The organism is Levilactobacillus sp. FUA 3915 (assembly GCF_044053135.1).
Taxonomy (GTDB): domain Bacteria; phylum Bacillota; class Bacilli; order Lactobacillales; family Lactobacillaceae; genus Levilactobacillus; species Levilactobacillus lanxiensis.
Genome location: NZ_CP168704.1, coordinates 1,572,635 through 1,595,765, shown reverse-complemented (window position 1 = coordinate 1,595,765; position 23,131 = coordinate 1,572,635). Strand labels below are relative to the sequence as shown.

The 23,131-nt window shown below is 50.9% G+C and carries 20 protein-coding genes; 3 read left to right on the top strand and 17 right to left on the bottom strand.

Annotated elements, in window-relative coordinates; genetic code table 11:
* Positions 1–989: 989 nt before the first annotated feature.
* From ACEPST_RS07515 to ACEPST_RS07450, 14 genes are all read right to left on the bottom strand, one after another.
* Entirely contained in the window at positions 990–1,715 is a 726-nt protein-coding gene (locus ACEPST_RS07515) for a DUF1129 domain-containing protein (protein ID WP_204121291.1), read from the bottom strand.
* Positions 1,716–1,732: 17 nt separating this feature from the next.
* Complete coding sequence (gene ychF, locus ACEPST_RS07510) at positions 1,733–2,833, bottom strand: redox-regulated ATPase YchF (protein ID WP_203644262.1); 1,101 nt, start codon at positions 2,831–2,833, stop codon at positions 1,733–1,735.
* 5 nt (positions 2,834–2,838) lie between these two features.
* Complete coding sequence (locus ACEPST_RS07505; protein ID WP_125763845.1) at positions 2,839–3,042, bottom strand: DUF951 domain-containing protein; 204 nt, start codon at positions 3,040–3,042, stop codon at positions 2,839–2,841.
* A 20-nt stretch (positions 3,043–3,062) separates the two neighbouring features.
* Complete coding sequence (locus tag ACEPST_RS07500) at positions 3,063–3,947, bottom strand: ParB/RepB/Spo0J family partition protein (protein ID WP_204121292.1); 885 nt, start codon at positions 3,945–3,947, stop codon at positions 3,063–3,065.
* Positions 3,937–4,704, bottom strand: coding sequence for a ParA family protein (locus ACEPST_RS07495; protein WP_125763884.1), 768 nt, complete (start codon positions 4,702–4,704; stop codon positions 3,937–3,939). The genes ACEPST_RS07500 and ACEPST_RS07495 overlap by 11 nt, the downstream gene beginning before the upstream one ends.
* A 14-nt stretch (positions 4,705–4,718) precedes the next feature.
* A complete protein-coding gene (gene noc, locus ACEPST_RS07490) occupies positions 4,719–5,552 on the bottom strand; it encodes a nucleoid occlusion protein (RefSeq protein ID WP_236000721.1) in 834 nt (277 codons plus the stop codon).
* A 19-nt stretch (positions 5,553–5,571) separates the two neighbouring features.
* Positions 5,572–6,300 carry a 16S rRNA (guanine(527)-N(7))-methyltransferase RsmG gene (gene rsmG, locus ACEPST_RS07485; RefSeq protein WP_203644258.1) on the bottom strand — a complete coding sequence of 243 codons (729 nt, stop codon included), beginning with the start codon at positions 6,298–6,300 and terminating at the stop codon, positions 5,572–5,574.
* A gap of 1,284 nt (positions 6,301–7,584) precedes the next feature.
* Complete coding sequence (locus tag ACEPST_RS07480) at positions 7,585–8,466, bottom strand: metallophosphoesterase family protein (protein WP_203644256.1); 882 nt, start codon at positions 8,464–8,466, stop codon at positions 7,585–7,587.
* 466 nt (positions 8,467–8,932) lie between these two features.
* Positions 8,933–9,847, bottom strand: a complete 915-nt coding sequence (gene rihC / locus ACEPST_RS07475; RefSeq protein WP_204121293.1) for a ribonucleoside hydrolase RihC — start codon at positions 9,845–9,847, stop codon at positions 8,933–8,935.
* Between the two features lie 80 nt (positions 9,848–9,927).
* A complete protein-coding gene (locus ACEPST_RS07470) occupies positions 9,928–11,241 on the bottom strand; it encodes an NCS2 family permease (RefSeq protein ID WP_203644253.1) in 1,314 nt (437 codons plus the stop codon).
* A gap of 245 nt (positions 11,242–11,486) precedes the next feature.
* Positions 11,487–12,746, bottom strand: a complete 1,260-nt coding sequence (locus ACEPST_RS07465; RefSeq protein ID WP_125766241.1) for a NupC/NupG family nucleoside CNT transporter — start codon at positions 12,744–12,746, stop codon at positions 11,487–11,489.
* 294 nt (positions 12,747–13,040) lie between these two features.
* Complete coding sequence (locus ACEPST_RS07460; protein WP_204121294.1) at positions 13,041–13,865, bottom strand: phosphopentomutase; 825 nt, start codon at positions 13,863–13,865, stop codon at positions 13,041–13,043.
* 2,065 nt (positions 13,866–15,930) lie between these two features.
* The gene (locus ACEPST_RS07455; protein ID WP_204121295.1) at positions 15,931–16,569 is read right to left on the bottom strand and encodes an SDR family oxidoreductase; all 639 of its coding nucleotides are present in this window, start codon (positions 16,567–16,569) and stop codon (positions 15,931–15,933) included.
* A 123-nt stretch (positions 16,570–16,692) separates the two neighbouring features.
* Positions 16,693–16,959 carry a hypothetical protein gene (locus ACEPST_RS07450; RefSeq protein ID WP_203639342.1) on the bottom strand — a complete coding sequence of 89 codons (267 nt, stop codon included), beginning with the start codon at positions 16,957–16,959 and terminating at the stop codon, positions 16,693–16,695.
* 1,242 nt (positions 16,960–18,201) lie between these two features.
* Here ACEPST_RS07450 and ACEPST_RS07445 point away from each other — a divergent pair.
* Together ACEPST_RS07445 and ACEPST_RS07440 are read left to right on the top strand one after the other, a co-directional pair.
* A complete protein-coding gene (locus ACEPST_RS07445) occupies positions 18,202–18,804 on the top strand; it encodes a hypothetical protein (RefSeq protein ID WP_204121296.1) in 603 nt (200 codons plus the stop codon).
* A 171-nt stretch (positions 18,805–18,975) separates the two neighbouring features.
* Positions 18,976–19,233 (top strand): hypothetical protein, encoded by a 258-nt coding sequence (locus tag ACEPST_RS07440; RefSeq protein ID WP_204121297.1) that lies wholly within the window; start codon positions 18,976–18,978, stop codon positions 19,231–19,233.
* A gap of 109 nt (positions 19,234–19,342) precedes the next feature.
* Here the strand turns inward: ACEPST_RS07440 and ACEPST_RS07435 are convergent, their stop codons facing one another.
* Positions 19,343–19,723 (bottom strand): MarR family winged helix-turn-helix transcriptional regulator, encoded by a 381-nt coding sequence (locus ACEPST_RS07435; protein ID WP_203644244.1) that lies wholly within the window; start codon positions 19,721–19,723, stop codon positions 19,343–19,345.
* Positions 19,724–19,977: 254 nt separating this feature from the next.
* Positions 19,978–20,730 carry a hypothetical protein gene (locus ACEPST_RS07430; RefSeq protein ID WP_395390623.1) on the bottom strand — a complete coding sequence of 251 codons (753 nt, stop codon included), beginning with the start codon at positions 20,728–20,730 and terminating at the stop codon, positions 19,978–19,980.
* Positions 20,731–21,066: 336 nt separating this feature from the next.
* Between ACEPST_RS07430 and ACEPST_RS07425 the strand changes: the two genes are divergently transcribed.
* Positions 21,067–21,723: a hypothetical protein gene (locus tag ACEPST_RS07425; protein ID WP_204121299.1), complete on the top strand. Its 657-nt coding sequence runs from the start codon at positions 21,067–21,069 to the stop codon at positions 21,721–21,723.
* Between the two features lie 64 nt (positions 21,724–21,787).
* Here the strand turns inward: ACEPST_RS07425 and ACEPST_RS07420 are convergent, their stop codons facing one another.
* On the bottom strand, positions 21,788–23,074 hold the full coding sequence (locus tag ACEPST_RS07420; RefSeq protein ID WP_395390622.1) for a hypothetical protein: 1,287 nt from the start codon (positions 23,072–23,074) through the stop codon (positions 21,788–21,790).
* Between the last annotated feature and the right edge of the window lie 57 nt (positions 23,075–23,131).

The following is a 23,131-nucleotide window of genomic DNA, read 5'->3' as shown; positions in this document are numbered from 1 at the left end:
CGCCAGGACCGCGTCTCAAAGATAGCACTTCCCTAAGCGGCCAAGCCCACCACTAAGGGAAGTCCCACGGCTGAACCCATTTTCACCATCCCTGCGGCTAACACGGTTTTGGCCCTCTGGTCGGTTTTCCCGGCAGACTACAGAACACCCAGTCTACAGGTTTATTCTTTTCTGGACTCCAATCGTTGGCCACTATAAAGTTCTATCGCAAGAGTGACCAGAGGCAGGCCAATGTAGTCACTCTGAGCCTACTGTCGGGACCGGCACGGTTATCCCACTTTCCTTAGCCACCGCAGAACAAAACAAAAACGAGCAAGCAATCCCAATCTGGAATCCCTTACTCGTTTAACTGGCTGAAGACTGTTAAGTCCGTCTCAACCATCATTTATTTAGTTAGCAAGTCCAGCCACCCTAGTCGGCGAGCACAAACACCCACCAACCATCCCCCACCACCAGATTCGTGGCGGGTTCGGGCCAAACCAATGGTGCCAGTGAACCGCAACATCAGCGACCGGAGGCGGCCGGGGCTCAGCTGTGGGATTTACGGTGCGCAGCAGCGTAAATGGTGACTTTGAGACGCGCTTCTCAGCGGCTCAAAGCAAGTCCGGAGACCGCTCTTTGGCTCCGGGCGTCCTCCCCCCAGCGTTCCAGCCCCAGGATCGCCGCAGGGAGCAACCAGCTGTCGTGCACCGAAGCACTCAGCCAAATTTCACCCAACCATCCCCCACCACCAGACTCGTGGCGGGTTCGGGCCAAACCAATGTTGCCAGAGAACCGCAACATCAGCGACCGGAGGCGGCCGGGGCTCAGCTGGGGGATTTACGGTGCGCAGCAGCGTAAATGGTGCCTTTGAGACGCGCTTCTCAGCGGCTCAAAGCAAGTCCGGAAACCGCTCTTTGGCTCCGGGCGTCCTCCCCCCAGCGTTCCAGCCCCAGGACCGCCGCAGGGAGCGACCAGCTCCCGCACGCCCCTAGGCACTGAACAAATTTTTACCCGAAGAACCCGCCACGAATCTTGTAGGTGCGGCGGAGCCAGTACATGAGGGCAATGGACACAACCCCCAGAATGATACTTGGCCAAGGCATCAGCACAGGGTTGATGACGCCAGGTAACAGTTGGGCAGCGTAGAACAGAACCATCCAGACGATGAACCCTAACAGCACGAACAGGGCACGAATCCAGCCGTTGTACTTGTGCTTGATCTTAGGATCGAACAGCCGGGGCATGATGGGCAAGATAAACCCAGCCACAACGGCACTCACTGTGATCGCCGTAATCCCAACGGGTTGGCTACTGGTCATCAATTTTGGACTGAAGAGGTACATGATCCCGAACATCAAGTTAAAGATCATGAAGAACGTCAGCGCGTTGTAGATCATGTTGGGCCAGTAGTTGGGACCACCGATAACGGCCGTGGCCGTTACGGGGCCGTCAACGACAGCCTTCACGCGAGCATCGACGTCACCGTATAGGTTCTTGGCGGTCTTCCCCGCCTTTTGGCCTTCAACCAGTTCGTTGACCATGTCTTGAACGGCACTAGCCTTCTTTTCTGGGCTCAGCTTGGTCTTGTCTAAGGCCTTGTTGAACCGGAACATGTAGTCCGCGTTACGCTTGGTCAGCCCGACGTTGTCGAAGGCCGCCCGTTCGTTCACGGCCACGCTATTGCGGTCCTGACGAACACCGGCGTTACGCGGCGTTTGCTTGTTATCACTCATTTATAGTTGTTTCCCTTCTAAACGTTGAAACGGAATTCGACGATATCGCCGTCAGCCATCACGTAGTCTTTCCCTTCGACCCGCAGCTTACCGGCTTCCTTCACGGCAGCTTCGGAACCGAATTCGTCTAAAGCATCAAAGGCCATGACTTCGGCCCGGATAAACCCACGTTCAAAGTCGGAGTGGATGATACCAGCCGCTTGAGGGGCCTTAGTGCCGGTCTTAAACGTCCAGGCACGGGTTTCCTTACCACCAGCCGTAAAGAACGTTTGCAGGCCTAAGAGGTGGTATGAGGCCCGAATCAGACGGTTCAAGCCAGGCTCTTCAACCCCTTCGGCTTCCAAGAAGTCTTGCTTCTCGTCATCGTCCAATTGGGCGATTTCTTCTTCAGCTTCGGCAGCCACGGCAATGGCCTCGGCGCCTTCCTTGGCAGCGTAGTCCTTGATGACGCCAAAGTACTTGGAGTCTTCGGGGTCAGCCATGTCGTCTTCGGCAATGTTGGCCACGTACAGGACGGGCTTGGAGGTCAAGAGGAACAGGCCCTTCACGATAGGTAATTCGTCTTCATCAAAGGCAATCGTGCGGACGGCCCCACCGGCTTCGAGGACGGGCTTGATCTTTTGCAAGACATTCAATTCAGCCTTGGCTTCCTTGTCGCTCCCCTTGGCAGCGCGTTCAACCTTAGACAACCGCTTGTCAACGGCGGCTAAGTCGGACAGACCCAGTTCCAGGTTGATGGTTTCAATATCATCAATTGGGTCGATCTTCCCGGAAACGTGGGTGATGTTGTCGTCGTCAAAGGCCCGTACAACGTGGACGATGGCGTCGACCTGGCGAATGTTTTCCAGGAATTGGTTCCCGAGACCTTCACCCTTGCTGGCACCCTTAACGATCCCGGCAATGTCGGTAAACTCAAACGTGGTGGGCACAACTTTTTTCGCTGGAATTAGTTCTTGAATACGGTCTAACCGGCTATCTGGGACTTCCACCATGCCGACGTTTGGGTCGATCGTGGCGAAAGGATAGTTCGCCATTTCGGCCCCAGCCTTTGTAATCGCGTTAAATAACGTGGACTTCCCAACGTTTGGTAGCCCAACGATCCCTGCAGTTAATGACATAACAATTATTCACTCTTTCCATTATTGGCGTCGGCCTTGACCAGCACCTTTTTCAATTTCTTCTCAAACTCACGGCGTGACAACATGACAACGTGGCCGCAGTTGGTACACTTGATCTTGATATCCGCGCCCATCCGGGTAATTTCCCAGCGGTTGGTGCCGCAGGGGTGGGCCTTCTTCATTTCTACCAAATCACCTAAATCGTACATGGCGTTCCCTCCAATGCTCGCTAATCTAAGTGGATGTCCAGCAAATCTAGGATGCGGTTCAGATCATCATTGGACAGATATTCGATTTCAATTCGACCTTGATGATCCTTGTTCAGGGCCTCGTTGATGGAGACCTGGGTCCCGAACCGTTCTTGTAATTGATTTTCAGTCGACCGGAGGAACGGGGACTTCTTCTTGGCGGGCTTCTTGGCTAATTTCTTAGCAGCACCGTTCAGCTTGTTGACTTCGGCTTCGACCGCGCGAACGGTCATCCCCTCGGCCACGGCCTTCTTGGCCAACGCCACCAACTTAGTCTTGTCCTTTAAGGACAGCAGCGTCCGGGCCTGACCCATCGACAGCTCGTTGTGTTGCAGCATGTCTTTGACCGCCTTGGGCAATCCCAGCAAACGCAGGTAGTTGGCGATGTATGGCCGACTCTTGCCCAAGCGTTCGGAGACCTGGGCCTGCGTCAAGGTGAGCTTGGTCATCAAGGTATCGTAGGCTTCGGCTTCTTCCAATGGCGTGAGGTCTTCGCGTTGGAGGTTTTCCAGCACGGCGATCTCCATCATCTGTTCCTCGGTAATGTCACGGATGATGCCCGGGATTGTGGTCTTACCCGCGAGTTTGGACGCCCGGAAGCGCCGTTCGCCAGCTAAGATCTCGTAGCGTTCCAACGTCTTGTCCGGTTGCCGGACGATGATGGGTTGGAACACCCCAGTCTTTTCAATCGAAGCAGCCAGATCGTCCAGCCCCTTCTTATCAAATTTCTGCCGTGGCTGATACGGGTTGGGCCGGATGTCGGCCAACGTCAGGTCAACAACGGTTTCTTCAGCGGTATCCACGCCATTTTCCGCAAACAGCGCGTCAATTCCCCGTCCTAAACTTTTCTCTTTCTTACTTGCCATGGGCAGCTAGCACTTCCTTTGCGAGTTCAGAGTAAACTTCCGCACCCTTAGACTTTGGCGCGTAATCAATGATTGGCATCCCGTGACTTGGTGCCTCCGCTAATTGCACGTTACGCGGAATAATTGTGGCATAAACCTTGTTTTGGAAATACTTTTTAACTTCTTCATTGACCTGTTTCCCCAGGTTGGTCCGCGCGTCATACAACGTCAGGAGCACGCCTTCGATCTTCAGGTCGCGGTTAAAGTGTTTTTGCACCAATTTGACGGTGTTCAACAGCTGGGTCAACCCTTCCAGCGCATAGTATTCACTCTGCACGGGAATCAGGATGGAATCAGCGGCCGTGAACGCGTTGATGGTCAACAGGCCTAGCGAAGGGGGACAGTCGATCAAAATGTAATCGTACTGGTCCCGGACTTCGTCGAGAGCGGCCTTCAGCCGGGTTTCTCTGGCCATCATCGGGGTCAACTCAATTTCGGCCCCAGAAAGCTGGATGGTCGCCGGAACGATGTCTAACCCGGGGTGTTCCGTGTGTAAAATGGCGTCTTGAATCGGCGTCTCGTTGACCAGCACATCGTAAATTTCTTGTTCAATGGTGGCCTTCTGGATGCCGACCCCGCTGGTAGCGTTACCCTGGGCATCGGTGTCCACAAGTAAGACTTGCTTGCCATCGGTGGCCAAAGCGGCCCCTAAGTTCACGCCGGTCGTGGTTTTACCCACGCCACCCTTTTGATTGGCTAATGCAATGATGTAGCCCATATGTCGTTTCACCTCTAGCTTTCTTTGGGAATGTCAATAATAATGCGGTAACCGTCCGCGGTTTCTTCTTCTTTGGTGGTGAGCGTCATGCCCGCATCGCTGACCATCTTCACCGACTTACGAATGGTGTTAACGGCCACGCGGGTATCGCCGGAAACGCCGTGCTTGGTGACTTTACGGCGGCGTTTCTTAGGATGTTGTTCCTTAGCGATGAGCGCCTCGGTCTCCTTGACGGTCAGCTTGTCAGCGATGACCGTCTGGAGCACGGCGACCTGCGCGGCTTCGTCCAAGGCCAATAAGGCCCGACCATGGCGCTCGGAAATGTCGCGGTTCAAGATGGCCTCGCGCACAGGTTCGGCCAGCTTCAGGAGCCGCAGCTTGTTGGCCACGAATCCCTGACTCTTGCCGATGCCCTCAGCCAGTTGCGACTGGGTCATGTGGTTGAGTTCCATCAGTTTCTGGTAGGCGTGCGCCTCTTCCACGGCGGTCAATTCCTCCCGTTGGAGGTTTTCAATCAGGGCCATGGAAGCCGTTTCGTCATCATCCATTTTTTCTAAAATGGCCGGGACCGTGTCCCATTTCAGACTCGAAACGGCCCGAAAACGCCGTTCACCAGCGATGATCTCGTAGTGGTCATCCTCGTATTCCCGTAAGACAATGGGTTGGAGGAGGCCATGTTCTTGAATCGTTTGGGCCAGTTCGGCGATTGCCGTTTGGTCAAACCGTTGCCGGGGTTGAAACCGGTTGGGAATGATCTGGGCGACTGGAATCATCACCACATTTTGTTTCACGGGATGGGCCGGATGCGTGGCCTTCTCCCGATTATTTCCAAATAATGAAAATGGCAATTATCTTACCCCCATCCCATTAATCTTCTAACGGCTCCCGGTTGGGCGTGCCAGCTTTACGCGGGTAGCGCTTGGGCGTGTGCTTGACCTTGTCCACGACCACGATATGCCGGGGGTCGTTGGATTCTGGTAAATTGAACGCAAAGTCTCCAGCCACCTGGCCACCTAACGTGGTAATTCCAGTCTGGCTAACGGCCAATTCGTTCTCGGTCTGAGCGGCTTTCAAGGCCACGAACTGTCCACCGACCTTGGTCAGGGGTAAACACAGTTCGCTCAGGACGGACATCCGAGCCACAGCGCGGGCAGTGACCAGGTCAAAGCCCTCGCGGTATGGCGCCCGTTTGCCACCGAATTCCTCGGCCCGGGCGTGATGAAAGGCCACGCCGGTCAGGTTCAGCTTGGCGGCCAAGTCATTTAAGAACGTGATTCGCTTGTTTAAGGAATCCACGATGGTCACCTGGAGCTGTGGAAAGACGATTTTCAGTGGCAGTGACGGGAACCCGGCCCCGGCGCCGACATCACAGAGCGTGAGCGGCTCGGTCCGGATTGCGGGCACGTAAAAAGCGGGAGTCAACGAGTCGTAAAAATGTTTCAAGTAGACTTCGGGCTCCGCAGTAATGGTCGTCAAATTGACGTGTTCATTCGTCGCTACCAAGAACTGATAATAGTCAGCAAATTGTTGTTGCTGTGTTGCGTTTAATTCGATGCCTTGCGCCGACAGCGCGGCACGAAATTCTTCAGGATTCATGCAATATCTCCCTGCTCAGTTCTCTGTGAAACACAATTGTTTCACGCTTGATTATACTTTACCTTACTTACAGGCGAAACGCAACCGAACCGGTTGGGCTTCGCCATAGCGTCGTTACCTATTATACCGAAAATCCCCGCCACATGAAACGCCTATCGGTTACTTTTGGGTTTTGCTGGTCTTACTCGCCTTACCGGGCAAGCCACTGACTGACGCGCTGACTACCAATATCTCCCTGGCGAAACGTGGTCGCCTGCGGCCTCCAGGGATTCCGCCTGCTGTGGGGCACGGTTCCGGCCTGAGGAGCGGTCCTCCACCTCGCTTTGAAACCTCGCTGCGGCCCGCGAGTTTCCAAAGTCGTCCCGTGCTGTAAGGCCGGCAAGCCCACCGGTCTAACACCACCGACACAGCCGTCTCCATCCCTGGCTGCCTCCGGCTAAGGTTGATCACCAACGTTAAATTTTCTGGGACGCGTCAGTGGCTCGTCCGGTGAGGCTGGACGAGCGAAAACCTAAAGAACCGATTGGTGGTTTCATGTTAGGTAGTTTCTGTGATCGACGTTTACTGTTGAGAGGGATTGGAAACTACACCGGCTCGGAAAGTTTCTTTAACCCCTACGTTTTAGTACGACTACTGACAAAACAAATGGCTGCCCAATGATATCGGCGCTAATCACGGGCTAAACCAGTGTTAGTCGCAGAACTGGGAAAACTGGGCCGGTCGTGGAAGTGACCAGAGGTGCGCCAAGGTGTCCGGTTGTGTCGATGGTCTAAGCTGAGCGATTTTTCTCAGCTTAGACCATGGGACAACCTTTGAGACCGCCTTTTGGCTCAAAGTTGAGGTGGAAGCCCGCCCCTTGGCTGGCCACAGCTTGGTGGTTTCATGTTAGATGGTTTCAGCAAGTAACATTTAATTTAGGGAGAGCTGACAACTAACTTATTTCTGAAGCGCTCTCTAATCCCTGCGTTTTAATACGACAATGGACAAGACCAACACCGCTCAACGTTATTGGCGTTATTCACGGGTTAAACCAGTGTTAGCCGCAGGGCTGGTGTAAATGGGCTCAGCCGTGGGAGTTGCCTTAGCGGTTTACCGCTTAGGCAACTGATATCTTTGAGACGCGTCCTTCGGCTCAAAGTAAGCCCGGAGACCGCTCTTTGGCTCCGGGCGTTCGCCCACAGCGTCACGGCCCATTTTCACCAGCCCGGAGGCGATGACAAGTTTAGCACGTGAAATAGCGCCACAAAACCGTTGGTGCTGGTTTTGTGGCGCTAGGTTGGTGGTTTAAATTAGTGGCAGACCATTGCCCGCCCGGCGCGGATTAGTCAGCCGCGGCCGGTGCTTGGCGAAGCCCGTGTTGGTGATGTCAATCGTATCGATCACGGACTGGCCCAGGTAAAGCGGATGGTTGGTAATGCTGGCCATCCCCCGTTGAATCGTGATGACGTTGTAGCTGGTGGCGTCATGAACCTCATGGTGGTGTGGGTCCTGGCAATCGATGTAAGTCGAGGCCGAGGCTACCGTGGTAACCGGAATGGTCGTATCCACCAAATAGTTGGCCCCGAAATGTAGGTGGCCGGCAAAGATGCCGCCGATGTTGTGACCGTGAAGAATCGCCAACAACTCTCGATTATTTTGCAAGAGCGCGTACCGCATTCCCCGCAACGCTGGTGCATCCAGTGGATGATGGAGAAACAAAAAGGCACGTCGGCGTGGCGCTAGATGGAGATTTTTGTTGAGCCAATCCAATTGCTCACGGTCCAGCCACCCGGCCTCTTTGTTCGGTTCCCATTTGGAATCCAGAAAATAGAAATCCATATTCTGGTAAACCTGTTTGTAGGCATAGTACGGCTGATGCGGCTCGCCCAGATACCCAAGGTTAAAGGCCTCACGGTCGTCCTGATCACCCAAAATGACCTGAATGGGCGCCTGCAATCGGTCGGATTGCGTGGCTAAGTAGTCGCGTAGCTTGGCGTAATCGCGGCTTGTGCCGGCCGTCAGTAGGTCCCCACTAATGACAATGAGGTCCGGCTGTAGGTCGTGCGCGATGATGTCATCAAAGATACGTTGTAGTTTGGCTGCCGGCGGGAGCTGTTGGTTGTACTGTGGCCCATTGGCCGCCGATAACTGTGGATCTGATAAGTGAACAATTGTGAATTTATTCATACCCCCGTGGCCCCCATCAAATAAGTCGCCATTACCGGGGCACCACCCGGCAACAGTCCCCGACTATTACTAAGTTAGGTCCAGCATACCGAAGCGATGTAAAGATTTGATGTTGTCCCCGTCAACATCTTGTAAAATTTTTGCCAACGGTGAGCAAAGTCCTCGCAACAAAAAATCCATCACGCCACTCTGTTGTGATGGATTTTAATTTCACTTTTCTCACGGCCGTTTCGGCTTCTTCACGAAGAATAACATTGGTAACCAAGTGACGACCAGCAGCACGAGCGTGTCAAAATTCATGGCAGACATGTGATCATCCTCTTTCCCCTGATTTTCCTTTAGTCTACCAAGCTCATGTAACGATTTCGTATGAATTACCCACCCATTCGTGTAAAGTTTTTCAAACAAAAAAGCCTGGGATTGCTCCCAAGCTTCTTTGCGTGCTGTATCTAATTTTTCGGTTGAATTAGTTCTTAATGGCGCGAACTTCTTCGAGGAACCACTTGTTGAAGGCTGCGGCGTCGATATCAACAGATACCTTGGCGTTGGTCTTGCCATCGTGGTAGGCCCCACGGATATCGCCGACCGTTTCACCAATGGCTGGGCCATCAGTGACAACGTCGATCCACATGTCTTGGGTCTTGATGGCTTCTGGGTGAAGCAGGTAGAAGATGGTGTTGACATCATGCATGGCGATCCCATTTTCATTGTTGTCACCATCATTGATGATGATGTCGTGCAACATCTTCCCAGTTTCGCTGATCTTTGGTAATTCTTCGATGCTTTCGTGGGTCAGCAAAGCCTTCATGGTGATGTCCAAACCAACCATGACGATTGGCACACCAGACTTGTAAACGATAGCGGCAGCGTCTGGGTCGGTGAAGACGTTAAATTCAGCGGCACTGGTCATGTTCCCTTTGCCCAGAGCACCACCCATGGCAACGATGCGGTCGATGTGGCTCTTAACTTCTGGGTATTCGGAGAAGAGCAAGGCAATGTTCGTGTATGAACCGGTTGGCACCAAAGTAATTGGGTCAGCGCTGGCCATAATTTCGTCATGCAAAGCTTCAACGGCCGTCTTGTTAATTGGCTTAGGTAAGTCAGTTGGGAATTCGTAACCAGGCATCCCTGAAGCACCGTGAATCCGGGCAGCGTCTTCGAAGTCCTTGAACAGTGGTTGTTCAGCACCGGCTGCGACTGGAATGTTTTGGTTGAAGAACCGAACAATCTTCAAAGCGTTGATGGTGGTCTTGTCAACAGTGACGTTACCAGCAACGGTCGTGATTAATTTCAAATCGATCTTTGGGTCGTTGATTGCCATAGTTAAGGCAGCAGCATCGTCAATCCCGGGGTCAGTATCCATAAGAACTTTAATAGTCATAATAAAATTTCCTCCCAATGAAAAGTTATGTTTTTTGTAAAGCGGAACCGCTTACGTTTAAAACTAGCGAAAAGTTCGCGCTAGAGCATGGCACTGAAGACCAAGTCGAGCAGGAACAAAACGCCTAACAAGTAAACTGGCCAGGTCAGGTCTTTACCCTTCCCTAAAGCCACTTTCATAACGGGGTAGCACACGAAACCGAATGCCAACCCGGTGGAAATACTATTGGTAAATGGAATCAGCACAATAATTAAAAAGGCTGGGAACCATTCGGAGAAGTCGGCCATCTTAATATTGCCGATGGCAGCCATCATCAAGGCACCAGTGATAATAATCACGGGGGCAATGGCTGCGGACGGCACGTAGGCCAACAGTGGCACGAAGATGAGTGATAAGGCGAACAGGACTGCGGCGGTCAACGCCATGATCCCGGTCCGGCCCCCACTTTCAATTCCGGAAGCACTTTCGGCAGCGGCAACGGTGGGACTCGTTCCCAGAAAACTGGAAATGAACGTCGTTACGGAACTACCCTCGAAGGTCTTCTTAAACTTCTTCTGATTTGGCAGCAGGCCCTGTAGCAGCCCCATGGATTCGAAGACCAAAATCATGGTCATCGAGAAGGCCGCCAGAATAAATGGCGTGCTGAAAATATGGGAGAAGTCGTTTTGGAAGACAATCTTGTGGTACTGGCCCAACCGTGCTAAATCAACGGTTGGCGTGTCACTATCCTTCACACCCAGGAAGAACGCCAACAGACTCGTGGCGATGATGGCAATGAAGAAATTCCCTTTGATCTTGCGAATGTACAGAATCAAACTGAGAACCAGTCCAAACAGCGCCAGCAGTGGCGTCGGTTGGGTCAGGTCGCCCAGGACAATCAGGGAAGACTTACCGGCGACAATCAGGCCCGCTTTTTCCAGGCCAATTTCGACCAGGAAGAGCCCAATCCCCGCGGTAATCCCACTCTTCAGTGACTCCGGAATCGCTTCCGAGAGAATCGTGGACACCTTAGTGAAGGCAATCAACATATAAATGAAACTGGCGACTGCCGCAATCCCTAAGGCTTCGCGCCAACTCAGCCCCATGTTCACGACAATGGTGTACGTGAAGAAGGCGTTGACCCCCATCCCTGGCGTCAAGATGACTGGTGCATTAGACCAGAAGGCCATAATCAGACAGCCGATGACGGACGAGAAGATGGTGGCGAACACGCTGAGGTCAGTGGGAATCCCCGCATCCTTTAAAATCAACGGGTTCACAATGATGATGTACGAGATGGCAAAGAAACCAGTCACTCCGGCAATCAGTTCGTTGCGGACGATATCCTTATGCCGCAGGGCTTCCCTTAGCGTCATATGATTGGCTAAGTCTACCTGCGATTGTTGCTTATCCATAAAAATCCCTATCTTTCGGTACGCCAGCGACCGGCGCACAGACTTCACGGGCTTTGCAACCGAATGCTTTCACCCATCCGGCTGGGTTTCACTCCCCTCTTCAGGAAGGTCGGCACCCGTACGGACTGACCGGGTTACCCCGTCAGCCGCAATGGCTTTCTTTCGCCATAGTGACACAGATAGCCCAGGAACGAAGGGCCCCTGGGCTATCAAGTCAACCCCAAGTAAACTGAGGTTTTATTTTTTTACCAAACGAAGAGACCTACAATTCCGGCTGATAGCAAGGAAACCAGGATCCCGGAAAGTAACATGTAACCAACGTTCTTAGAAATAAGTTCGTTGTTTTCACGGTCAACGATCCCCTTGAAACAACCGATAATCATCCCAGTAGTTGAGAAGTTAGCGAATGAAGTCAAGAAGACAGTCAAGATGGCCCGGTAGTGATTAGAGAAAGCACCCGTGTTGATGGTTGAAGAAATCTTACCCATAACAACGAATTCGTTCGTTACTAACTTAGTCCCCATGTATTGGGCAAAGCCGAAGGCATCGTGGACGTTCAGACCCATTAACCAAGCAAATGGGAACATGATGATCCCTAAGATGTGTTCCAATGAGAGCCATGGGTTGAATAAACCAAGCAGACGGTCAATCAAAGCAGCTAAGGCAACGAAAGCGATAACGTTAGCAGCGATGATTAAGATCAGACGGCCGGCACCAAGGATAGAGTCACCCAAGAATGAGAAGAATGGTTCCTTCTTGCCATCGTCTTCAACTTCACCGTCTTCAGCTGCAGCAGAGTTAGAACCACCGATACGCGCAATGGTGTCTTCTTCTGGGGCAACTTCAACAGGGTTCAACATGTTGGTCACGATGATGGCGTTCAAGATGTTAATTGGAACGGCCGTCAAAACAAATTGACCAGGAACCATTTGGGTATATGCACCCAGAATGGAGGCAGTGATACATGACATGGACATCATGGCAAGGGTCAAGTTACGTTCCTTACGCATGCTCTTTAATTGTAATTGTGAAACGGCTAAGGCTTCAGTGTTCCCTAAGAACATCATTTCAACAGAGAAGAATGATTCGAACTTAGGTTGACCAGTAATGAAGGAAAGGCCACGACCAACCCACTTGATGATCCAAGGAAGAATCCCGATGTAAGTCAAGATATCAAACATTGGAACAACTAATAAGATTGGCAGCAATGAACTGGTAATGAAGTTCATTGACTTGGCAGTCCCACCGAACTGTGGCGTAACCCAGTTAGGTAAGGCGAAGACGATCCCTTGGTAAGCCACTTGGACTAACCAGTTGAAACCATCGGCGGCACCCTTAACGATGTCTTGCCCGAGTGAGAAACTAGTGAAGAACCAAGCCAAGACTAAGTTAAGAACTAAGACAATGGCCGTTGACTTCCAGTTGATTTTCTTCTTGTTCTTGGAGAACAAGAAAGCGATTGCGAGGTAAACAATTACCCCTAAAATATTGACTGCGACTAGCATTGGTCAAAATACCTCTTTCCGATATTATTCTTTGATGCATGGCACGATTGCCACACAAAAGTTGACGCGATGTGTTGCTGCAGAAATTATGTAAAGCATAACTTCTGTTACGAACGAACGATAACCAGTTCATAACAGTTGGATTTCAGTAAACCATCAGTTAAATGGTGAAATTAAACGGTGAATAATATCTGAATACTTTCTGATGACTTACTGACCTTTGCAACCCAACGTTGCGTTCCGGCTTTGGTACCTTCTCACCCCCCTTCAAGGTCCGTTCGACAAAATTAATTTTTATTGCGTAATCTCATTTAAAAAGCTATGTCCGGCTGCATGACCAGCCAGGCCGAAATTCTCTAAGACAGTGGCACCCACATCAGCGAGCGTCCGGCGAATCCCCAATGCGTGAACACTGGGCCGCGATGGCGAGTACGCTATTAATGGTAAATACTCGCGGGTCGGGGTCGTTTCACTGGCCGGGTCATCGGCGTGGGTCGCCGTGATGAGTAACAAGTCGTTGGCGTTCAAATCGTGTTGGACTTGGGCCAAGTAATTGTCAGCACTCATCAGGGCACTCGCAAATGCTTCAGCGTCTCGATGTTCCCCAGCGAACCGGAAGTCTGGCAACATGACGTAGGTCAGGCCAGACGCATTCTGGTTCAATTGATCATAGAGAATCCGAAACGCATCTTGGTTACTGCCAAGTTGAAAGCGTTGTGCGGCGCTCTGCGTCTGCAGGTAGCTGAGAAACGGTCCCGCCAGCGTCACAGCGTAACCCGCTGCGGGTAAGGTGGCAAATACCGTTTCCGTGCGGTTGGTTCCCGGATAATCCCACATTTCACGAAGGCCCGTTGCCCGGCGGTTGCCTTGGGCCTGCACATGCAGGCGGCCAAAGAAGCCAGCCGGATGATCAATCGGTTCGACCCCCGGTAGTGGGTGGTCAACCCGAATATTACCGAGCCCTAACCGCTGTAATGTTGGAAGATTTAGTTTATCCGTGCAACTAACCGCCACATGACCCAACGTGTCAGCGCCTACCGATTGAAAGCGGTTAGCGTCTGGGGCTTCCCCCAAACCTAATCCAGCAAAATCAATCACAAAGATGCGATGAAAGGCCACTATTTCTCACTCCTTAGGTCAGTCTTTGGTAAGACTTTCTGCCAAAAACTTTTTCGGTCTAGTAACAATATACCTTTTCTTAAGCGCCCTGTAAATGGCCGATTGCAGAAAAGTTCATATCATCAATTTCCGAACATTACTACCCTGAATCAGTTGCGGGAACCGGTCCGTCCGGAGGCTAACCGAACGACCCATAGTTTTTGCTAAAAGGATTTACCTTTAACATTTTCCCTAGTTTTCAAAGAGCAAAAGGAAGCGCGACCGCTTACCAACACGGTAAGATGAGGCCGTTTACATTAATTAATACCGCTATAACTAAAACTGTAAAGTCTGAGGTACCCGAACGTCACCCTCCTGAGAACATAAAAAACGGGCTTCAAGTTTAGTGTTCGAAAATCACTTGAAGTCCGCTAACTCTCGGAAAGGAGGTTGTGATTACTACTAAATTCCCGTTTCGTAATCATTGTAATTCTTAATCGCCTCATAACTAGAATGTTTCGCCGAGCGGCCGCAGCCAACAAATCGTTTTAATTAGTTTCTGGCTGCCGTTTCAGCTTGTTACCAGTGGAACTTAATTCCTTCATTACTGACACAAGACACGCTACTAACGATTCTACTTGAAATCCTCGCATGATCCTTGCAACCGTAACATCCGAGCTCTAGCTACTACCTGGAACTGTTTACTAGTCTTTAAACATTTGACGCTTACTTACAAGCACTAAGTCTAAAATCTATTCAGTTTTGATGGTACCTGATTCTGTGGAGCCGAATCTGTGAAACCATTGCCTGGAACTGCTAGAGTTCGTTAGAAGGTTTATCGGAGTTGTCTCTATCTTTCAGTATCTCGGAGCTACTTTAAAACCTGACTCACGTTGAAGCGGAAATCGGTTTTAAAACATTGATGCAATTTGATGCTGTGGAACGTCACAACTCTTAATTCCTTTCCGCACCATAATAGTATCATAGGCTGTAAGCGTTTGCAACAGAAACACCCAAACTTCTTGTATTTTTTTGAACAAGTGGGTTAGGTACGGCGGTTGTGACAGTGCCATCGCCTCCGGGATGGTGAAAATGGGCCGTGACGCTGTGGGCGCCGCCTGAAGCCTGAGGAGCGGTCTTCAGGCTTACTTTGAGCCTCAAGGACCGAGTCTCAAAGATAGCAGTTGTCTAAGCGGTAAACCGCTAAGGCAACTCCCACGGCTGAGCCCATTTTCACCATCCCTGCGGCTAACACTGGCGTAACCCCACGCACCAATCCACTTTTTCTGGTTTTGGTTTTTACTGTGAGCTCCCCGTCGATGCTGGTTTTGAGATGACGGCGAGGATAATTGGACGTTTGCGCTCGCTACAATCACTCCCCCGTCCAAGATCAACGTCAAAGGTAAATTCAAGTTCAATAACGCCGGTAACCGCCGACGATATTTTTTCTCTCCCCTGTCGTCAGAGTGGCCGCCACCAGGTGCGGAACACCTGTGGCAATCTTTCGGTAAGTGAAAGTGATGGACCGTGTTAGTGACCAGAGGTGGATCAAGCTGGGCAGCTGTGTCGATGGTCTTAACTGAGTGCTTTTCTCAGTTTAGAGCATGGGCCGACCTGGGAGACTGGTGGGTTTCCAGGCTTTCAGGCGAGGCGGAAGACCGCTTCTCAGGCTGGAGCCGGGTCCCACAGCAGGTCAGCTTGAATCCACCGCCGGGAACGGCCTGTCCCCACCATTTTCCACTCACCCAACCGTTCCCCACAGGCAGGGAGCGCCTGGCGGCCGCAGTGGCACCCACACAATTTTGAGCGCAAAAAAATACCGTTGGCGCTTAACCAACGATATTCCGCAACGTATGAATCAATTCCCGGCAAATCCATGGGTTCTTGTTTGGAGGAAAAGTTTCACAGAATGAGCTTAGTAAATTGATTCCAATCTAAATAAATGAACCGCAAGTCGTGCGGAGACATTCTCAACGCACACCATAGTTATACCGCGAAACCGTGACCATTGCACACTTTTTGAATCGCAAATTTTGCGGTTAGTGGACTAAATGCTAACGCCTGGGCATTTATAGTAGAAAACTTTTTAATACCAGGCTGGCTTGTCGCCGTCCGTGTTGGGCTTGTTGACGCCGAGTGACTCGTGGATGGCTTGGCTAGGGTCAGCGACCAACTTGGCAACCAGCGCCGCGATACTCTTGCGGGAAACCTCGGTGCCCTTGAAGGCCTCACCCTTCTGCGTGGTCTCGTAGGCCACTTCGTCGTTGTTGGAGAGCCAAGCTGGCCGAATGATCGTGTAGTCCAGGTCGGAGTCCTCGATGGTCTTGGCTGCGGCGCCGTAGGTTTCCAGGTAACCGCCGTCCAGCATCTGGTGATTCCATTTGCCAAAGTTCCCAGGGACTTCATCGTAAATGCCCAGCGTGGAGATCCAGATCAGGCGCTTCAGGCCACTGGCGTCCATCGCGGCCACGACGGCCTTGGCTTCGGCTTCAATGCTGCCGGCCAAGTTGGCGTACACGATATCGGCGTCGGCCATGGCAGCCTGCAGGTCGGCTTCGCTCGCCGCGTCACCCTCGACGACCTTAACGTGGTCACTGGCTACGTCGGCTAACCGCTTGCTGTTACGCAAGAACAACGTTAAGTGGTTGTCTGGATTTGCCAGCAATTGGGCCGTCGCTAATTTCGCAATCTTACCGTTCGCACCTAAAACTAATACATTCGTCATATGAATACCCCTTTTCGTTTTTGTCTACGGTTATACTGTAATACTCGCAGTTACATTTAGCAAGTCAAAGGGGTCAAGACAAATAAAAAAGCCCCACAGTCCAACGACTGCGAAGCTTTAAAATTAAATCAACATTAACGTAACGCCTTCGACTGGCGTCAAACTGTCGCCGAGATCGCCAAAGACTAATTCTTTTTTGAAGACGGGTTGACTCAATTCGGTTAGGTTAGTTTTTTGAATGGTCAGATGATAACGGCCATGCCGATCACGCTTTAATTCATAGTTCACGAATTCTTGTTCAGGGGCGTAGTCAGCGAAACGGACGGCATAAGTGCCGAGTTGGTGCGAAACGACCAACCGAATTCCGTTTTCATCTCTAAAGATATGCAAAATTTGTTCACTCCTATATTGATTAGATGCCGCACGATGTGGAAAAGAAAAAGGAAAAGCCGCCACCACGGCTCCTCCTCGATATCGTCATTCGCTCAATCAAAGATTTTCGGACCCGCCGCGACTATTTCGACAATCACGGCTAAAAAACCAATGATTAACCTCCATGCGCACAGTGATGTTAGCCTGGCCAAACCACGTCCAGTTTGGTATCACCGGATAATTCCTCTATGTACCTTGATTGTACCATACTTGCCTGTAAAAGATTAGCTTCCCCGGAAATTGTCTTCTCCGTGGGCTAAACTTACGTCGTTGGTCGCCTCCGGGCCGGTGAAAATAGGTCGGCGCACAACTTGCCGTTCCCGCCGGCGGGTTCAAAACGCCCTGCTATGGGGCCGGTTCCAGCCATAGGACGGGCTTCCACCTCGACTTTGAGCCTGAGAATCGGTCTCAAAGATCGTCCCGTGGACTAGACTGGGAAAGGACCCCAGTCAAGACCACCGACACAGCTGGGCATTTTGACCCGCCTCTGGTCACTGACATTGGCCGAGAACCCCATTTTCACCGGCCCTGCGGCTAACACTAGTTTAGCCCAAGCGAAGGCGTTGTCCCGGTCGCTTAGCTTTTGCCAACAGTCTGTGGTTTGATGCCATCCTGACAGTTCGTCAGTCAATCTGGTAGCCAATTTCATTAACGACTGTACTTCTCGCTCCCCAGATACCAAGTAATTATCAATTATCCCACTTAAAATCCTAATAATTACCAAAAACACCAGTCAATTCACCCCACCCTCTTGCCAGCCATGGGTTAGAAATGTTTCAATAATTAATAATAGCTGGTTTAGGGCAACTGACGACAATTATTAATCAGTCGCTTAATACTCAACCAGCCAAAATTACGCAGCATTAATCAATACCCAACAAATAAACACCAACTCAGCACAACATAACGAAGATAACCAAACAGCTCATGACAGTTGGTTAGCGGGTTAAACGTGTGTCAGCCGCAGGGTCGGTGAAAATGAGCTCAGCCGTGGGAGTCATCTTAGCGGTTTTACCGCTTAGATGACTGCTATCTTTGAGACTCGCACTTGGAGGCTCAAAGTAAGTCTGGAGACCGCCCTTTGGCTCCAGGCGGCGCCCACAGCGTCACGGCTCATTTTCACCGACCCGGAGGCGCTAAAAACACACTAGTTTAGCCCCAACCAACCGTGCGGGCTTGAAGAGCAATGGAGGATGAAACATGGCAAACACGAAAAACAGTCAAGCAGCAAAGATTCGGCAACAAATTATCACCTGGCTTCAAGACGACCAACAGACCCAGGTCGTGTCCGAAGCGAAGTTCCCCGGTATCCGGGGCATTCGGGCCGTGAACCTGCGGCAAATGCTGGGCGACCTGGGGTACAAGGCGTCCGTCGTCATGGGGGCCGTTTCCGCTGCGCCTTCAACTGACCCGCGGATCAAGAAGGCTGCGGTTAAGCCACGCGAGGTTTATTACTACTTTGATGTGAACACGCCGGCCCCCGCTAAGGTCCAGGCGGCCGCAGCCAGTGCTGCCACGAGTGGCGCTGGCGTCGCCTCCTCCGCTGCCACGGTAACGGCCCCATTGGCGCTCTCCGCCGTTAAGGGCCTTGCCGGCACCCCAGCCTTTGCGCAGGTCGTCAACACCAACCAGCACCTCAGCCAGGCCATTGACGACCTCCTGACCGCTGCCCAGGCCCAACGCCCCCTGACCGACCTTGAATTAAACTTTCTGACGGACTTTGCCGCCCAGGTCGCCAAACAGAGCGAACTGTTACAAAACTTTGCCACCCAATCCAAAATCGACCAACTTCGGCGGGGCTAATTTCACAAGCCCATTATTCGCCCGTTTATACTGCCACTTAACGAATCACCCACAAAAGACTGAATTCGCAAATATTTTAACAGATTTTGACCATTTTGTCGGAAAGTTCTTGACTTTTAGTCATTCAACCATTACTCTGTTATAAATTACTTTTATGGGGGACGAACGCCAATGGCACTACACGAAAATAATCGGGTGTTTTGTGAAAAGACGGAGCTCTTCTCCGACTCTTTCTACGGCACCATCACGAAAATGTACGAACACTCAGCAATCGTAAAGGTTGAACCCGACCAACTCTCTAAGAAGGAAACGGACAAGATTGATTCCTTCGGCGACCTGGTGGTCATTCGCCACTCTGAGCTGCAATTGGTCGATGCTGAGGGGAACGCTATCGCTGAACCTGAAGAAGAACTGGAAGCAGCTGAATAACATTAGTTAAGGGACTGGGCTATTTGCCGGGCCTTTTTTTGTTGCTCCCATTTTCTAAGACCCAGACAAAAGGAGTGGCGACCAACCGGCCCCCACTCCTTGCTAAGACTCACTTTAAAATCTCTGTCAGTTGTTTCATCAAGACTGGTAACTCCGCTGACAGCGTTTCATTTACGTGCTCTTCAATCTTACGACCACGAGCCGTTACCTGGAAAACGTGGTAGCGCCGGTCCGTTGGTAGCGTCTCATCCTGAATATATCCCCCGTTTAACAGGCGGCTAATTTGAATGGAAACCATTGATTGGCCAACGTTCAAGCGCCGAGACAACTCGCTGGTGCTAATTTTTTCTGCAACCAGTTCGTGTAGGATCCGGTATTGTTCAAACGTCAGAGCGTCCCCGCTACTTGGACGTTTGATGAATGGCCGTAAAAGTGAATTCAACTGGTGGATTCGCTGGACATCGCCAGCAAGCTTTTGCGTGTCGATCATGATTCTCTTCCTCCTCATGACCCCCGACGGCCTTATGCCGATAATTTTTACTTCCGCCGGTAAGTCTAAACATAGTCCGCATTCAAAATAATTCGTTAGTGGGCAAAAAGGTTGACCCCTAACGCATCACTCTTAATATACTAGCATAAATGACCGACTATATTATAAACAAATCACATCTCAGCCGAAATTTGTTATAAATTCACTCATATTAAGTTGTCACTTACCCCTCTCACTCCCCGTCACTCTAGGAATCAGCTCCGCTCATTGATGAGATCGTAAGAACGCCCTTCACCCTGATACAGACTGTGTAACGCCTTCTCTAAAAGTTGGGGGTCGGGGTCAAGCCCCGCTTTACCAAAAATCTCACCAATCAACCGACAATCCCGTTTCTCTTGGAACTGCCTTGCCACGTCCATCACGGCACGATATTCTCCCGCCATTGGCACCGTTCCGTGTCGTTGCACAACTTCTTGTTGAATCCGCTGCTGAAGTAACAAAACTTGTCGCGCTTCATCAATCTTCTTGCGGAGTCGTGGTGCCGTGTCGTGGGCAATCAGTGCCAGCCCATTGCTGAGCAAGACCCGCACCTGTCGTTCCTGCATGGTCCCGTTGATGTGTGTTTCAAACTGGCACCCCAACCAACTGGTATAGCCTGACCCAGATGGCCGGTCCGTTGAAACGAGCACGATGGGCCCTAGAACAAAGGGAACCGGACTACTCAACTGTAGAAATTCCACCATGGTGTTCATGTCGAACCAGGTCAGCACCTGCGTCGCCGTGAGTTTATCCATGGCGGCCTTCGACGAACAGTTCGTTCGGAAAAAGCCCTCATCGTTGCTCCAGATGACGGTGCCGCCAGCCTGGCTACCTTGAAAGTTCTTGATGTAGATCACCGCCGACCAATCAAGGTCCAGTTGTTCGGTGGGGACTTGCCGGATCACGTCCTCGGGCCGCAACTCATCAAAGTTAACGACGCCCTGGGCATTGATCTGATTACGATACACACTTGATAAGCCATTCAAACAGGCTTTATTCAAGATGTCGCATCCCCTCCGAAAACTACGTGGGTAATCGATTAAACATCTCTCCGTTACCCGGCTATAGATTCTCACAAAACACGAATAATAGCAAGAAAGACGCTTCGTTTTTAAAAGATAAAATCAGCAAATAATTCGTTATAAATCGTAGTATCAATGGTGTTTGGGAGAAATGATTACCAGTAGCATTGACGAACTATAAATATTTTAATATCATATTCATTCGTATATTCTCATTAAAATTTCACAAGGATGCCAGAAAAGGTTGGTATAATGCGGATATAATTAGTGAGGAGGAGTTCGATGACAATGAGACGGCAAAGTTTGGGCACGGTTTTGACCAGCGCCCGGGAAATTTTGATGAACGGTGCGACCCCCGCAGAAGTCTTGCGCGACGTGGATGTACCGGCTTGGTACCTAGCGGAGTTAGAACACGACCATATCACGCGGCCAAATGAAGATTTGCTGACGTTGATTTGTCAAGCTTACGAACTAGCGCCTGCAGACGTGGCTGACCTGCGCCAGTCGCCCCAACTCACCACCGATTTGACTGAATTGGCGGGACAGCGTGACCAGGCAACGGCCACCTTTCTCCGCCAGCAACGACTAGATTGGCCCGACAGCGCGTTGGCCGCCAAACAACCGGGTAGCCTGAGCCAGAGCGACCCCGCGGCCAAACATAACTACGCGGACATTTTACGTTGCCTGCGGATTCAGATCGACCACGATCCGGTCATGGCCGCCAGCGTGTACTATCGGTTGTCGCCCATGGCCTACTGGCAAATGGAGGCCGCCCAACTCGCCATCACGGATGAAGTTGAGCGCCTGCTGTGTTACCGACTGGAGGTTGAGGACTTGAGTCGGTTCTTTTACGTGGACGACCTGTTTAGTGCGCTATGCGGGCAGCTGGACATTTGTAAGTACTCGTTAGAACCGGTGAAGATGCCTGGGAATTATTAATTTTATGTATTAGAAAAGCATCGCCCTTGGTGGACGATGCTTTTTGTGTTGCTTGGTTAAAATACTAGTTAGCTGGGGTGAAAGTGCTAGTTGAGTTAGACACAGTCCCCTTGGCAATTGCGTAGTAAGCACTAACGCTATCGCCGAAGATACCACTCTCAACATTATTCAATGTGAATTGGTATGCGGTTTGGTCGCCATTAGTTGAAGCGGTACTAGTAGCGATAACAAACTTATCAGCACCGTCAGCGGTTAAGTGAGCTTTAATGTCAGCAGCATTAGCAATAGTACCCTTAGGTTGACTGAAGAAAGTATCAGCAGCAAGTTTAGCCTTAACATCTGCTGGGTATTCAATCTTCATACCATCAGGCAACTTAACATCATTGTTGTAAGCGACTGGGTTAACCGTCAAAGCAGCTGCAGGGTTAGCAACAACGTAAACCGTTACTGAAGAGTTCTTAGCAAAGTTAGCATCACTGCTGCCCAGAACACCAGTCTGAGCTAATGAGTAGCCGGCAGGCAAGACACCAGTAGCACCGGCTTGCTTTTGAGCTTCAGTATTAGTGATAGTTGCAGCACCAGCTGGAAATTCGTAGATAGCTGAGGAAACCTTGGCACCAGTAGCTTTGTTGATGTAGTTAAAGGTAATCCCGTTTTCAGCCTTAGCAGCATCACTCTTACCAGCGGTAACGGCACCAGCGTAAATCCAGCCACTGATAGCTGGGTTCTTAGCGTCCTTGACGTAGTAGTACAATGAGCCTTCACGCGTCTTAGTAGCAGCATCCGTAACAGTCAAAGGATCACTGGCATAAGCTGTGGTGTCCTTGATTTGCTTAGAAGCCTTGTATTGGGTGTACTTAGGTGCATCCCACGTAACGTTGCTCTTACCAGGCTTAGTGAAGTAGACAGTCGTGTTGGCTGGCATCGTAGCCTTAGTGGTCGTGTTAGCAGAAGCAATCCCACCAGCAAAAGTGCCAGCAGTCTTACCACCGTAGATGTAACCACGGTACTTACCATTCATTGAAACGATCTTGTAGTAAACGGAGCCCTTATTAGTGGTCTTTTGGTAGTAAGCACGGAAGTAGTCAGCAGACTTCTTGGATGAAGCCAACTTCTTCATAGTGTTCTTAGAAGCAACGACCTTGGCACCCTTAACAGTCCCTGGCTTGGAGTAAAGGGCGTTAGTCCCAGTTACTTCAACGTTACGAGTGTCAGCAGCGGTCTTCAAGGTTTGGCTTGAAGTAACCTTGGCCTTGCTAGCAGCGTTGGCAGTAGTTGAGACCGTAGCAACGGCACCAAAACTCAACGCAGCTAAACCAATGTAAAGCGATTTTGCTAAACTTGATTGCATATTATAATTTCTCCTCTGAAATATAAGTTTATTTGTTAACGGAATACAGTATACCAA